This window comes from Glaciecola sp. KUL10 (assembly GCF_003203515.1).
In the GTDB taxonomy this organism is placed as follows: domain Bacteria; phylum Pseudomonadota; class Gammaproteobacteria; order Enterobacterales; family Alteromonadaceae; genus Glaciecola.
The window spans coordinates 126,356-140,782 of record NZ_BGNG01000004.1 but is presented as its reverse complement, the minus strand read 5'-3'; the positions used below and the strand labels follow the sequence as shown (position 1 = coordinate 140,782).

Below are 14,427 nucleotides of genomic sequence, written 5' to 3'. Positions count from 1 at the left end.
AACGGTCTTAAACGCGCAATCGCTGACGCTTAAAATCAACCAACAAACTATCCTAAATAAGCTGACGTTTTCTGTTCAAAAAGGCGAAATATATGCTTTGCTCGGCGGCAACGGAGCAGGTAAATCGAGCACCTTAAAAACGTTTTTAGGCTTTAACAAACCTACCGACGGCAAAGTCGAGGTGCTGGGACAATCATTAGATAATTCTCTAGCGTTATTGCGCAGTAAAATGGCTTATCTTCCCGAGTCTGCGACCCTGTATCCACACTTGAGTGCACGCGAAAATATTCATTATTTTTTGTCACTCGCTTCTATTAAAAAATCAGATGCTGAAGTAAACGATGCCTTTAAACGCGTCGCTCTTCAAGAAAGTGCATGGGAACGTCACATGCAAACCTACTCAAAAGGAATGCGTCAAAAAACAGCAATCGCACTGGCGTTATTAAGGCAAGCACCTATTTTCCTGCTCGACGAACCTACCTCTGGACTTGATCCAATTGCGATTGACGAATTCAACTTATTAGTTAGAGAACTGGCTAATTCAGGTGCAAGCATCCTGATGGTGACTCATGATGTGTATGGGGCTTGTCAGGTTGCTGACCGCATTGGGCTTTTGCGAAGTGGCGAATTAGTCGGTGAATTTAGTGCGCCTACAAATGGGCGAATCGATACCGAACAAGTACACACCGCTTTTGCACAAAAGGAAAGCGCATGAGTGTAGCAAGCTCGGGAACCTCTCCCCTTTCAATGTCTGTCATTTTAAGCGTTACCAAAGATGAATGGCGTTATTGGATGCGTTCAAAACTTGCCTTGTCTGTGCTCGTTATCGGCGTGTTGCTCACCCTCGGTTCCGTGATTGTCACCTCCATTCAAATGATTGAACTGAACCACCAACGCCAATCGCTTCAAAATAACGCTGAAGACACATTTGTTGACCAACCCGACCGTCATCCCCATCGGATGGTGCACTATGGGCACTATGCTTTTCGACTGCCCTCGCCTTTAAGCATGCTTGATCCTGGTGTTGATGCGTACACAGGAAACTCAATTTTTCTTGAAGGGCATCGCCAAAACAGCGCGATGTTTGCCGAGCAACGACAAGGCACGGCATTGACAAAACTTGGCAGTCTTTCACCTTCATTTATTGTGCAAATGCTAGCTCCACTATTATTAGTATTAATTGGCTATAGCACCGTCAGCCGCGAGCGAGAATCTCAAACTTTGAGTTTTATCTTAGGGCAGGGTACATCAGTTGGTTCCTTACTGATGGGAAAAGCCCTCGCCCTATTTTTTATTGTGAGTCTGATTATGGCTCCTTTGATCGTCTCAAGCGTATTTGCGCTTTACCAAGGTGAGTCGATAGCCATAGTCATCAGCTTTTTGCTCGGCTACATGCTTTACTTGATAGTGTGGGCATTGGTCATCCTTGCGATATCTTCTGTATTTAGCAAAAACAGCGAAAGCTTTACATCACTGATTTTTTTATGGGTGTTGTTATGTATTGCACTGCCGCGTATCGCAAGCACCACCGCCGCTACGATTGCACCTACCCCAGGTAAATTAGAAACCGACTTTGCAGTAATTGCTGAGTTGCGCAAGCTTGGGGATGGGCACAACGCCAATGATCCTGCGTTTGACAAGCTCAAAGCTTCATTACTCAAACAATACAATGTCGACTCAATCGATCAGTTACCGATTAACTTTAGAGGCGCTGTTGCACGCAATTCCGAGGCAGAGCTCACACAAGTACTTAACCAATTTGCTGAAAAAAGCATGACAAAAGAACTCGAACAAACCTTGCTTGCTCGCCATTTTGGCTGGCTTTCGCCAATGGTCGCCATACGCTCTTTGTCTATGATAAATGCAGGCACCAGTATTGAAACTCATCATCGTTTTTTACGCGAAACAGAAGCCCTGCGATTCGACTTTGTGCAAGCGCTTAACACTGTTCATGTAGAACAACTTGACTATCAAATAGACATCAACCGAAGCAATGATGAAGCATCTTCTAAAAAAGCAAGAGTCAGTGCTGAAAACTGGCAAGTCTTAAAGGACTTTAAGTTTGAAATAGACTCGCCAAGCACTCGTCTATCAAGGAGTACTTCAAGCTACTTGCAGTTACTTATATGGATTGTCTTTCTTAGTTTGATCATCAAAACCATCGGGAGAAGATTGCAATGAGTCAGTTAGTCAGTTCAATCACTCGCGAATGGCGCTTTATGCTTCGCCAGAAATATATTTTGGTATTACTGTTGTGCACCTTGATCGTGACGAGCTTCTCGATATTCAGCGGCATCAAAGAAGTCAGCCAGCAACATCAAACGATTGAACGCCTTAAACAAGCAGATCTTAAAGATCGCAGTGAAGCACAAGCTAAGTACGACGATGTGGGTTCTCTTGCCTATTATTCGTTTCATCTCAGTTATTCAGCACCATCAAATCTCGCCTTTGCGGCCTTAGGTGAAAGAGATGTTTACCCTTGGAAACACCGCATTAGAATGCTTGCGCTTGAAGGGCAAATCTATGAAAGCGATGCTCAAAACGCAGAACTTGCACAGGCAGGTAAAATCGACTTTGTATTTATCATCAGTGCCTTATCGCCCCTGATCATAATATTGTTATTCCACGACTTGTTTGCAAATGAACGCAATAGTGGCAGGCATGATTTGTTGGTCAGCACTAGCATTTCAAGCTTTTCGCTGTGGGGCGCACGATCAATTGTTAGGTTTTTAGCACTGTATTTCTGCTTGATGTTGCCGTTTTATATCGGCGCGACTATTAGTAGTGTATCGGTAACCATGGTTGTGGCAATAAGCGCCATCGTGCTTGTTTATATGCTCTTATGGACACTGCTTAGCATCTGGTGGGCTCAAAAACAAAACACCGCGCCTCGTATAGCCTCTAGCTTGATTGGTATTTGGGTATTATTTGCGTTCATCATTCCTATCTTGGGCGACCTTGCTATCAATCATTCGGTGCACTCGCCTAAGGGTGGCGACATCGTGCTAACGCAAAGAGAAGCAGTCAATGATGGTTGGGACTTACCTAAAGAGACGACACTAAAAGCATTTGTTGAAACTCATCCACAATACAAAGACAACTTACAGTTCAAAAACACATGGGCTTGGAACTGGTATTACGCTTTTCAGCAAGTTGGTGACCAAACTGCCGCAGAGTTATCTCAAGCCTATCGCGATGCATCACAACGCAAATATGAGTTAGCGGGATGGCCGAGACAGATGCCCTCGCCGCTTTTGAGTATGAACAACAAATCCGCGACTTTCACAAAGCGCTTCGGATGTTTTATTACCCCTTCATGTTTGGAGACGTCGAGTTTGAAAAACAGGCTTTAAACGAGATGCCTGATTTTGAAGTGATAAAGACGCATGTAAGCAAATAATTTTACTGCCGAGTTGTGCAAGGCAACTTGGCAATCCCTTAAGAAATACACAAAACATAACACAATAAAAAGGCACTACCATGGATAAGCACAACACATCGCACACACTGACATACTTGAGTCTATGTATAAGCAGTATGCTTGCGATCCCAGCGTTCGCAAATGCACAAGACACGCAAGCAAATGCATCGCCTGACAGCGGCGTCGAACGCGTTTCAATCATTGGCGCACGTCAAGCCTATCAAGGTAATTTTGCAGACCTTGAAACACCGCAATCAGAGTTAAAAATTGATATTGAAGATTTGCGCAATGCGGGTGCTTTTGACTTAACACAGGCCCTTGATTTATCAAGTTCAGTGGCGAGACAAAATAACTTCGGTGGCCTTTGGAACAGCTTTGCAGTGCGCGGCTTTGTTGGTGATGAAAACTTGCCAAGCAACTACCTCGTTAACGGGTTTAATGCAGGCCGAGGCTTTGGTGGCTCACGCGATCTATCAGGCATTGAATCAGTAGAAGTATTAAAAGGTCCAAGGGCTGCTCTGTTTGGTCGAGGTGAACCTGGCGGTACAGTCAATCTGGTGACTAAAAAGCCTACCTTTGAGACCGATGGTGAAATACGCGTATTGGCAGGTAGCTACTCAACCTATCGCGTTGACGGTGACTACACAACTGCACTAAGCGACGACGTGGCGATTCGATTGGTTGGATTTTACGAAGATGCAGAAAGCTTTAGAGACACGATCGAGACTGAGAAACAAGGTTTTAGTCCGTCACTGGCGTGGAAGATTGATGATAACAGCCTACTTAGTTACGAGCTTGAATACAGCCACCAAGAAGTGCCTTTCGACCGCGGCGTTATTGCGATCGATGGTGTACTGGGGCTTATTCCAGAAAGCCGCTTTTTAGGCGAACCTGGTGAAGGGCCAATGGAAGCCGACGCAATCGGTCATCAACTTGAGTATCAGCACGACTTTAATGACAATTGGTCAAGTTTGGTAGGGTTTAACTATCGTGAGACTTCGTTAGAGGGATCTGCCACTGAAACAGGTTTTGGCGATGTTGTCGATGGCGAAATTAACCGCTTTAGACGCACACGTGATTATGATGCTACGTACTACGTGTTCAGAGCAGAACTAAGCGGCAGTGTCGAAATTGGCGGCTTAACTCACCGTCTTATCATGGGGATAGACACTGACGAATTTGAAAACGACCAAGTATTTTTGCGTGTACGTGGCGACCAATTCATCAATGTATTTAACCCAGTATATGGCGCTTATCCACTACCAGAGCCAGGCCCCAATACAGACCGTGTCGAAACGCAAGAATCGGTGGGTATCTTTATCCAAGACCAAATCAGTTTAAGTGACAACTTAGATATCAGAATTGGTGCTCGTTATGACGATTACAAGCAGGAATTAAACAACCGCCGTTCAGACTCAATCAGCAATCAAACTGAATCAAGAATCAGCCCTCAATTTGGTTTGGTATATAAACTTAGCCCAAGTACTTCTTTGTATGCAGCTTACGGCGAAAACTTCCGTCCATTATCGGGTAGCGACAGCGATGGCAATGGTTTTAAACCCAATCAATCAACTTCAATGGAAGCAGGTGTTAAGTTTGAACTAAACGATGGCAGACTTACCGGTACTGCCGCAATATTCCAAGTTGAACAAGAAAACATGTTGGTTGTTGACGATCCTGTGGCCTTTACGAGTGCAGCGATTGGTGAAGCACAAAGCCAAGGTATCGAAATCGATTTAACAGGTGAGCTAGCCGAAGGACTAGATATTTGGGCATCGTATACATATGTTGATGCGCAAACCGAAAATTCTTTCTTTGATGCTAACTTTGGTTTTACTGTTGAAGCTGGTGCGCCTCTATTAAACATTCCAGAGCATCAATTGACACTTCAAGTGATCAAGAGCACGACCTTGGCCGGCAAAGATCTACAAATTGGCGGTGGCGTAATTCACGTAGGTGCGCGCAATGGGTTCTTTGGGACTGATTTTGAATTGCCAAGCTACACGGTTGCTCGCACATTCGCGACCTATGACGTGAACGACCAGATTGAGCTAAGAGCAGAAGTCGAAAACCTATTTGATGAAACTTACTATACAAACTCATTTGCAGATGTATGGATTCAGCCAGGTACGCCTCGTAGTTTTAGGGTGTCGGCGACTTATAGTTTTTAAAGACTAAAAATCCCAGTACAAAAGGAATATTTCCTTTTGTACTGGTACTACATCCACCACTATGACCCCCAAAAGACACTTCTGACCATCTTTTTCTGTTATTTTCAGTTGCAAAAGCCGTTAAGAATCTTCAGTCTTACAGACTACGAGGCAAAATAAAAAATCTAAAAATGAAGCCAATAAAAAACAGACTCAAGCTGGTACCTTTTATATTATTACTGTTGCTTTCTGCACCTTTGGCATTAGCGGACACCCAGTCTGATTCCTTACAATACGGTCCTAAACAATTCAATGTCAGCAATAAATGGACTGCAATCGTCTCTGCATATTCACCAGAAATAAAAGCCATCAACAGTGCATTTTCTCAACGCGATGATATTACGATTACTGAAGAGCTAACTATTAAAGGCGTAAAATACCAAATTGGCACGTTCAAAGACGAGCCTATTGTGATTTTTACAACAGGTATCAGTGTCCCAAATGCCGCAATGACCATGCAAATGGCTCTGGACTATTTCCCGATAGATAAAGTGGTGATGATGGGTATTGCAGGTGCAATCAACCCTGACTTTGAGCCGGGCGACATTGCCATTCCGGCTAGATGGTATTTTCACGATGAATCGGTATATGTTAACCCAGACCCGAACAACGAAGGTGAATATCTTCTGCCAAATTATTACGAACAAGCCTTAGGTAGATACAAAGCTAGAGAGAAAACCGACCCCAATGCACCTAAATATAAGAACTTTGGGATGATGCATCCTGAAGAAATGTCAGTGGTTAAACAGGGTTGGCATGTACCTAAACAAATGCCCTATTTCTCGGTAACACCTCAATTATTAACACTGGCTCAAAAAGCAATAGACGAAATCGATACAATCAAAATGCCCTCGGGTAAACCTATCGATATAAAAATCGGCGGCAATGGCGTTACCGGTTCAGTATTTGCAGATAACGCAGACTACCGCGTATGGCTAAGAGAAGTGTTTAATGCTGAAGTTACCGAAATGGAATCAGCGGCCGTCGGTCAAGTCTGCTTTGTTAATCAAGTTGACTGGATCATTGTTCGTTCGGTCAGCGACTTAGCGGGCGGTCAACAAGGCAAGAACGAAGAAAATGTATTCGACGCGATCGCCTCTGGGACTGGGACTAAACTGATGATAGGTTTGATGGAACAGATAGTTGAGTTTGACGCAACAACGAGAACCGTCAATCAATAAAATAGGCGGTTCTCATACATCTTCACGCTTTATTAGTTGTGCTCATTTCCGTCTGAAATTGTCTCAGATCGTTCGTGAAGTGGTTTCAACTGCTGTTCAAACTCTTCATTATCTTCTATTTCCTCAGCCAAGACACCGGTGCCTTGATAGAGGCATATTCTCCTTTCTAAAGGCGCAAACTTACTACAAAACTTTTCTAAATCTTTAGCGAGCTGCGCTTCTTTTGATTGTGAAGCGCAGGCACCTAAAAACAGTATCAGACAAAACAATAAGCCGTTTGGAAAGTAATTTGTTACTACTGATTTGATTTTACAAAAACGCATTTGATGTTCCCTTCACAAGAAAGATTCCTTATTTTTTATTTATGACGTTTTGTTATCGAGCTTAGGGTTCGCTGCACAGCGCTTCACCAATATCTAGATTATCAAAACAACTCACGGGTTGCGGTGAAGTATCCACTAAAGAAAACTGCAAGCTAACACGATCACCTACATTAGTCAGTGGCGCCTCGAAGTTAGTTTCACGTGGGACACTAAAAATAGTCTGCTTGTATGCCGGCACATCTTGTTCAAGAATAAAAAGAACACTGTCTGTCATCACTGCAATTCTGCGTATAGTCGCGATTACAGTGAGCTGTGCTCTGCCAGCTTGTGCTAAACCCCCACTATTTTGATTACTCAATAACTTATTTAAGAAGGCTCGGCGAGCAGCTTCCGGAGTTTTACCTGTCGCAAACACATCTCGATTGTCGTATGCAACCATGCCATAACCTTGACGGTTGCCATTGCTATCTTTAAGAATACTTACATAGGTAGTAACGCCATTGACGTTGTATGGTTGCGGATTAGAAGCCTCATATCCTGCTTCTTGCACAGCTCCTTCCATCACTGTTTTAGCGACACTTTCGGTCAGTCCTTGACGCCGATAGAACGTTGCCTCGCCCGTTCGCGAATTGCCCATGACAAAGCCCATCGTACCTTCTTGAGAAGAACCATCAGATTGCACACCGGTATACCAGACACCTTGCCCATCAGAAGTATAAGTAAATAAAGTACCGGGCGTGGCTCTTATCACATTATCACCGATAAACACTGCGTTAAGCCAACCGCCAATATAAGCTCCCCAATCGTCCACTTGGCTAGCAAAGATATTTTGTGGATAAATGCGATCAATCCAAGCCGGCGCACTCGTGGGCACGAAGTCTTCAAACTCACCCGTTGAAGCATCTAACATCACAACTGATTTCACGTCTAATCCACTGACACCAATTTCACTGTGTAAAATAGGAATAATCCAATATGGTTTTAGATCGTCGTCGCGCAACTCCAGAGCAGGGATGCCAAATCTTGCATCTGCGTAACCAGCGCTGTGTAGATAGCGCTTAATATTATCAAAGCCATAAAAACCATTATCACCATAGCGAATAGGAAATTTGTCCAGTACCAAAGTTGCATCGTTGATGTCAGTTGCACTGACCATCACAAAACCCGGTGACTGAGAATTATTGAACCACTTGATGAGACTTTTATTAACCAGAGGAGCAACCCAATAAAGCTGACCATTGACGCTTTGTATTCTTAATTCATCGAACTCGTATCGAGAACCTAACCCAAGCCTTTTGCTGAGCATCGTTTGGGCGGTTTTAAATGCTAAGGCTTGATCAATATATCGCCCTTGTTGAGCATCAATGAGTGTCTCTTGCGCGTTAAAAACTTCCGTTTCAGTTAATGCTAAGCGCTGTCTAAATTTGTCTGCGTTAAACATCGCTGAGCTTGTAATGATAAACGCGAGCAAAGCTATTACGCACAAAATACTATATATAGAAATGGCTGGGTCTATCTGCTGAGAGGCACCTTTATTAAGTTGCTTAGACGCATTCGAACTATCAATCGTTAACGCAACAAATAAGCCAAAACCAGCAAATGATAACAAGGTCAAATACAGTGGATATTCACTTAGAGACAAACTGGGATAGATAAAAAAGCTAACAAAAAAAGCAATAGGGGAGCAAAGTCCACCGATGATAAATAAATACTTTTTGTTTTTTAAGCCGCTTTTAAGGCCTAGCGCTCCAAAAGCAATTGCAGTGAACGCATAAAGAATGCAGCTTAAAATAATGATCATAACTCATCCCTCGTATGAACTTGTTGTATTAACTTGCTTTTTTCAAGCATAACATGCAATTTTTGAAAGGTAGTAGACACATAAAAAAGTTTTTTCAATTTAGACTCTGCTAAATTAGGATTATTCAATGATCTATCAAAGGGACACTAACGTGAATCTCAACATCAGGCATCTTGAACAAGAAGACTTCAAAGAAGTAGCTAAAATCTTCAGCTTCAAATCAGTCACCGAAAACACCTCTCAGAACCCCTTCGTTAATGCTGACATCGTGGCGTCTCTTTTTGAAAGTAAGAACAGATATAACCTTGTCGCGTTGATAGATACAGAGGTAGTTGGATATATATCGTTGATTACGTCTAGCAAAGCAAGAAGCAAACACTGCGCCGCTATCGCGCTAGCCGTTCATCCAGATCACCACCGCAAAGGTGTAGGGAGAGCCTTACTAAGTGAAATCATTAATCAAGCAGATAATTGGCTCAATATCATCCGATTGGAGTTAGATGTGCAAGCTGACAATAGCGCTGCAATTAAACTTTATGAATCTTTAGGCTTTGAACTTGAGGGTGTTAAACGTTGTGCTACTTTTTCGCAAGGTCGTTATTTTGATTTGAATTTTATGTCACGGATTAAGTCGTAATGAGCTCTTTATTTGTTGTCACAAGGTAAGTTCAAATAATTGTTTTTTAAGGTCTAATCTAAATTGATTTCGTCAAAAACTTGAGTTTGATTACGACCATCATTTTTTGCTCGATATAAAGCGACATCGGCTTCTCTGACACACTTTTCTAAAACATCTGAACAAGTCAAATTTTCTGTTTTTACGGTAGCAACTCCAATACTTATCGTTAACCTCTCTTTGTCATCAAATTCAATTTTACTAACCTCGCAATGAATCCGTTTACAAAACTCTCTTGCGTTGCTTAAATCTGTATTATACAAAACCAAAAGGAACTCCTCACCACCCCAACGAGCCAACAGGTCAGTGGCACGAATAAGATGTTTGAGAGCACTTGAAAGTCTAATTAATACTTCATCCCCACGATCGTGCCCAAACATATCATTAATCTGTTTAAAGTAGTCTATATCTATCAGAAGCAAAGTGACGGGCAAAAAATGTCTTTGTAATTGGTTGATCATCTTTAAAACATCATCTTTCAGTGCTCTGCGATTAAGTAAATTAGTTAATGGATCAACTCTTGTTAACAAAGTTAATTCTTCAGTTTTGTTTTCTAAACTTTCTCTTGCAAGCAATAGTTCTTGGTAGAGTTTGTCTCGAGCAACTGCTAAATATATTGACCAATATATTTTTGACTCAAAAAGTTTTACATTGGCAACAGCAGGCAGTTTCTCACGTGCATTTGAAACTACGGATATTTGAACTTCTTGGCATGATCCTGATTGGATGATTGTAGGCAGAATATAACTTTCAAAGAATATGACACTTGCCTTTGAAATTAAATCAAACAGGCTATTTTCACTTATCGTATTTACATCTATTCCGAATATTTCCGCTGCATAGCTGTTGTAATACTCAAGGCGATTGGACTCCAGGTCCGTAACCATCAGAATCGTTGAAAAAGCGTCAGGCGTAGGAGGGTTCATTTTAAAAATTGTACAATTGCTTTAAATACACTATCAGGATCAGTCATATGCAAACAATTTCCTTGAGAGTCGACAACCTTCAATACCGAGTTTGGAATACTTTGATGCATATAATTGCCAACTTCCACAGATGCTAGATTATCGTCACTACTTTGTATAATCATAGTCGGTAAATGTAACTTGTTTAACGCTTCTCTATCATCAGAAAAGAACGTAGCTCTAGCAAAAGGTTTGGCGTATTTAGGATCGGTAGAACAAAAACTTTCTTCTAACTCTTTTATTAGTTCTGGGCTGTTGCTTTGCCCCATCACCAGTGGCGCTAAATAGCTAGCCCAACCGATATAGTTTTTATCCATTAGATTGATTAGTTCTTCTAAATCGTCTTTCTCAAAACCACCATAGTATTCCGGCGGAAAGTTCAAAAAACAGGGAGAGGGACAAATCATTACCATTTTTGAAAAGATCGTTGGGGACTTGGCTGCGGCAAGCATACCAATAATGCTGCTGACCGAGTGGCCAATAAACACAATGTTTTGCAACTTTAATTCTTCGCAGATATCAATAAGGTCTTGAGCATAACCATCTAAACTTTGGTAACGGCGTTTATCGAACTGATTAATATCTGACTGACCGCATCCAACGTAATCGAAAAGTACTACTTGATAGTCTGGCTCTAACAGCGGAAGCATAAAACGCCACATATTTTGGTCACAGCCAAAGCCATGGGCCAACATCAGCGTAGTTTTACCACTACCCGTTACCTTAACGTTGTTTCGAGTTAAAACATCAATCGTGGAATACATAATTGCTCAAAGATAAGACTAAATAATGACTATAGCTTGAATATTGAGTAATTAAAATGCGGTATGCAAGTTTAAGGGGTTCAGTTTGGAAATAATTAGAGAAAAACGAATACGCATTGCAAAAAAAAAGCCCGCAAGATTTAAGGTTTGCAGGCTTTATTTGTTTTTCACTATGCCATCATTTAAGGGGGCACAGCGCTTCTAATGGTCGACCTACATCATGCCGCCCATTCCACCCATGCCGCCCATATCAGGCATAGCAGGAGCAGCAGCTTCATCTTTTGGTGCATCAGCAACCATTGCTTCAGTTGTGATCATTAAGCTTGCGATTGACGCTGCGAACTGAAGGGCAGAGCGTGTTACTTTAGTTGGGTCAAGGATACCCATTTCTAACATGTCGCCGTAAGTGTCGTTACCTGCGTTGTAACCAAAGTTACCTTCGCCACCTTTAACAGTGTTGGTGACAACTGAAGCTTCAGCGCCTGCGTTTGATGCGATTTGACGAAGCGGCGCTTCCATAGCACGAAGCATTAGTTTCACACCTACAGTTTGGTCTTCGTTATCACCAGTAAGGTCAGCTAATTTTGCAGCTGTTCTTACTAGCGCAACACCACCACCTGGGACTACGCCCTCTTCTACGGCTGCGCGAGTTGCGTGCAATGCATCTTCAACCCGTGCTTTTTTCTCTTTCATTTCAACTTCTGTCGCTGCACCCACTTTAATGACTGCAACACCACCCGCTAATTTAGCTAGGCGCTCTTGAAGCTTTTCTTTGTCGTAGTCTGAAGATGACTCTTCAACTTGTGCACGGATTTGCGTGCAACGCGCTTCGATTGCGTCTTGCTCACCAGCACCGTCAACCACTGTTGTGTTGTCTTTGTTGATAACTACACGCTTAGCTGTACCTAGGTCTTCAAGCTGAACTTTTTCAAGGTCAAGACCGATTTCCTCAGAAATGACAGTACCGCCAGTTAAGATAGCGATATCTTGTAGCATTGCTTTGCGACGGTCACCAAAACCTGGTGCTTTAACCGCAGCTACTTTTACGATGCCGCGCATGTTGTTCACAACTAATGTTGCTAGTGCTTCACCTTCAACGTCTTCTGCGATGATAAGAAGTGGCTTAGATGATTTTGCAACCGCTTCTAGTGTTGGTAGCAATTCACGGATATTTGAAACTTTTTTGTCAACTAACAAGATGTATGGGCTATCTAGCTCGACAGTGCCATTTTCTTGGTTGTTCATAAAGTATGGTGATAGGTAACCACGGTCAAACTGCATACCTTCAACCACGTCTAATTCGTTTTGAAGCGCTTGACCTTCTTCAACAGTAATAACACCTTCTTTGCCTACTTTTTCCATTGCTTCAGCGATGATGTCGCCTACTACATTGTCAGAGTTTGCAGAAATAGTACCTACTTGAGCAATTGCTTTACTGTCTGCACAATCAGTAGAAAGCGCTTTTAACTCACCAACAGCTGCTTCAACAGCTTTGTCGATACCGCGCTTAAGATCCATTGGGTTCATGCCCGCTGCAACAGATTTAAGGCCTTCAGTTACGATAGCTTGCGCTAAAACAGTTGCGGTTGTTGTGCCGTCACCTGCTTCATCATTTGCTTTAGACGCCACTTCTTTAACCATCTGTGCGCCCATATTTTCGAACTTATCTTCTAGTTCGATTTCTTTTGCAACCGATACACCGTCTTTAGTGATCGTTGGTGCGCCAAATGACTTATCTAAAACAACATTGCGGCCTTTTGGACCTAAGGTTACTTTAACTGCGTTTGCTAAGACGTTTACACCGTTAAGCATTTTGCTGCGTGCGTCGTCACCAAAACGAACTTCTTTTGCTGCCATGATTAAATTCCTCTAAATATTCGTAAGTGTAAAAAGTGTGTTATTCAACAATCGCTAAGATGTCGCTTTCGCTAAGGATTAAAACCTCTTCACCATCTAGCTTTTCAGTTTTCACACCGTAGCCGTCATTAAAGATAACAATGTCATCTACTTTTACGTCTAGTGCTTTAACGTCACCGTTTTCAAGCACGCGACCATTACCTACCGCGATCACTTTGCCGCGCGTAGATTTTTCAGCTGCAGAACCGGTTAAAACGATACCACCAGCTGATTTGCTTTCTTGCTCTTCGCGTTTAATGATTACGCGGTCGTGTAAAGGACGAATTGCCATGTTCAAATCTCCTGAAAATTCGAATAATAAACATTGAATTTAAAATGTCCGCCTAACTAATAATTAGTAAAGCAAACAAGCCACCGAGCATTACAAACACTCGATAAATTAATAACTGCGAAGTAAGTGGGGTTATTGAAAATGATCTCAAGGTTTTTTTGAAAAAAATTTGAAAATTAGCAAAAAAAGTTACTTTAAACGCTTATCGTCGTTGAGATCCGAAGTTTTGTCGCTTTTATCTGTGTATTCACCATCAATTATATCGCCATCTTGATGCGTGTGTTGCGTTGCATCATGCCGATTAAAGTCGTCGGAAAATGAATTTGATTGACCAAATGGACCTTGTTGTTGATTATGAAATCCACCCGCAGAAAACTGCGCATTGATGTTCCCAGATTTCAGAACATTTGCCACCATATATTTTGCAATGGGTGCGCGGGTGAGCGGCAGCGTAAATAGTAAGCCTAAGCCATCAGTAATAAAGCCCGGGGTGACCAAAAGCACACCTGCAACCAACAATAACAAACCTTCACTCATTTCTTTACCTGGCATTTCGCCGGTCGCCAGTTTATGTTGGACCGAAGCCAAGGTTTGCATCCCCTCACGCCTAACAAAATAAGCTCCGAAGAAGGCGGTAATGAGTACTAGCGCAAAGGTATTCCAACCACCAATACTGTCGCTGACATTGATCAACAACATGATTTCTAAGATGGGCAGTACAGCAAATAAAATAAATAATTTTGAGAACATCAATGCTCGCTTATTTTGGCTCAATTAATCTTTATACAGTAAGATGTGGTATTGATTTGCAATATATCAATCTTTGAACATAAAACACGAGTGAAGTTATTAATGAAAGTTATTCTGAAGCACTCGGGTCTAATGGTCGATTAAAATC

The 14,427-nt window shown here is 42.2% G+C and carries 12 protein-coding genes and 1 pseudogene; 6 read left to right on the top strand and 7 right to left on the bottom strand.

The genetic code is table 11. The features are described from left to right. Window positions 1-22: 22 nt before the first annotated feature. The 5 genes and pseudogenes from KUL10_RS08750 (at window position 23) to KUL10_RS08730 (ending at window position 6,812) form a co-directional block, all read left to right on the top strand. Window positions 23-715, top strand: a complete 693-nt coding sequence (locus tag KUL10_RS08750) for an ABC transporter ATP-binding protein (RefSeq protein WP_233499774.1) — start codon at window positions 23-25, stop codon at window positions 713-715. Next, a complete protein-coding gene (locus tag KUL10_RS08745; RefSeq protein WP_110428540.1) occupies window positions 712-2,181 on the top strand; it encodes a DUF3526 domain-containing protein in 1,470 nt (489 codons plus the stop codon). Before KUL10_RS08750 ends, KUL10_RS08745 begins: the two co-directional genes overlap by 4 nt. 317 nt (window positions 2,182-2,498) lie before the next feature. Continuing rightward, window positions 2,499-3,400: pseudogene (locus KUL10_RS08740) on the top strand (DUF3526 domain-containing protein). A gap of 80 nt (window positions 3,401-3,480) precedes the next feature. After that, on the top strand, window positions 3,481-5,592 hold the full coding sequence (locus KUL10_RS08735) for a TonB-dependent siderophore receptor (RefSeq protein WP_110428539.1): 2,112 nt from the start codon (window positions 3,481-3,483) through the stop codon (window positions 5,590-5,592). Between the two features lie 170 nt (window positions 5,593-5,762). Then, the gene (locus KUL10_RS08730; RefSeq protein ID WP_110428538.1) at window positions 5,763-6,812 is read left to right on the top strand and encodes a 5'-methylthioadenosine/S-adenosylhomocysteine nucleosidase; all 1,050 of its coding nucleotides are present in this window, start codon (window positions 5,763-5,765) and stop codon (window positions 6,810-6,812) included. A gap of 32 nt (window positions 6,813-6,844) precedes the next feature. Here the strand turns inward: KUL10_RS08730 and KUL10_RS08725 are convergent, their stop codons facing one another. Continuing rightward, entirely contained in the window at window positions 6,845-7,135 is a 291-nt protein-coding gene (locus KUL10_RS08725; RefSeq protein WP_110428537.1) for a hypothetical protein, read from the bottom strand. 61 nt (window positions 7,136-7,196) lie between these two features. Further along, a complete protein-coding gene (locus KUL10_RS08720; protein WP_110428536.1) occupies window positions 7,197-8,936 on the bottom strand; it encodes a hypothetical protein in 1,740 nt (579 codons plus the stop codon). Window positions 8,937-9,087: 151 nt separating this feature from the next. Between KUL10_RS08720 and KUL10_RS08715 the strand changes: the two genes are divergently transcribed. Beyond that, window positions 9,088-9,573, top strand: a complete 486-nt coding sequence (locus KUL10_RS08715; protein ID WP_110428715.1) for a GNAT family N-acetyltransferase — start codon at window positions 9,088-9,090, stop codon at window positions 9,571-9,573. 53 nt (window positions 9,574-9,626) lie between these two features. Here the strand turns inward: KUL10_RS08715 and KUL10_RS08710 are convergent, their stop codons facing one another. The 5 genes from KUL10_RS08710 to KUL10_RS08690 form a co-directional block, all read right to left on the bottom strand. Continuing rightward, on the bottom strand, window positions 9,627-10,538 hold the full coding sequence (locus tag KUL10_RS08710) for a GGDEF domain-containing protein (protein WP_110428535.1): 912 nt from the start codon (window positions 10,536-10,538) through the stop codon (window positions 9,627-9,629). Further along, complete coding sequence (locus KUL10_RS08705) at window positions 10,535-11,341, bottom strand: alpha/beta fold hydrolase (protein ID WP_233499759.1); 807 nt, start codon at window positions 11,339-11,341, stop codon at window positions 10,535-10,537. The genes KUL10_RS08710 and KUL10_RS08705 overlap by 4 nt, the downstream gene beginning before the upstream one ends. Before the next feature lie 213 nt (window positions 11,342-11,554). Next, window positions 11,555-13,198, bottom strand: a complete 1,644-nt coding sequence (groL, locus tag KUL10_RS08700) for a chaperonin GroEL (RefSeq protein WP_110428534.1) — start codon at window positions 13,196-13,198, stop codon at window positions 11,555-11,557. A 40-nt stretch (window positions 13,199-13,238) separates the two neighbouring features. Next, complete coding sequence (locus KUL10_RS08695; protein ID WP_110428533.1) at window positions 13,239-13,529, bottom strand: co-chaperone GroES; 291 nt, start codon at window positions 13,527-13,529, stop codon at window positions 13,239-13,241. A gap of 189 nt (window positions 13,530-13,718) precedes the next feature. Next, window positions 13,719-14,279, bottom strand: a complete 561-nt coding sequence (locus KUL10_RS08690; protein WP_110428532.1) for an FxsA family protein — start codon at window positions 14,277-14,279, stop codon at window positions 13,719-13,721. Between the last annotated feature and the right edge of the window lie 148 nt (window positions 14,280-14,427).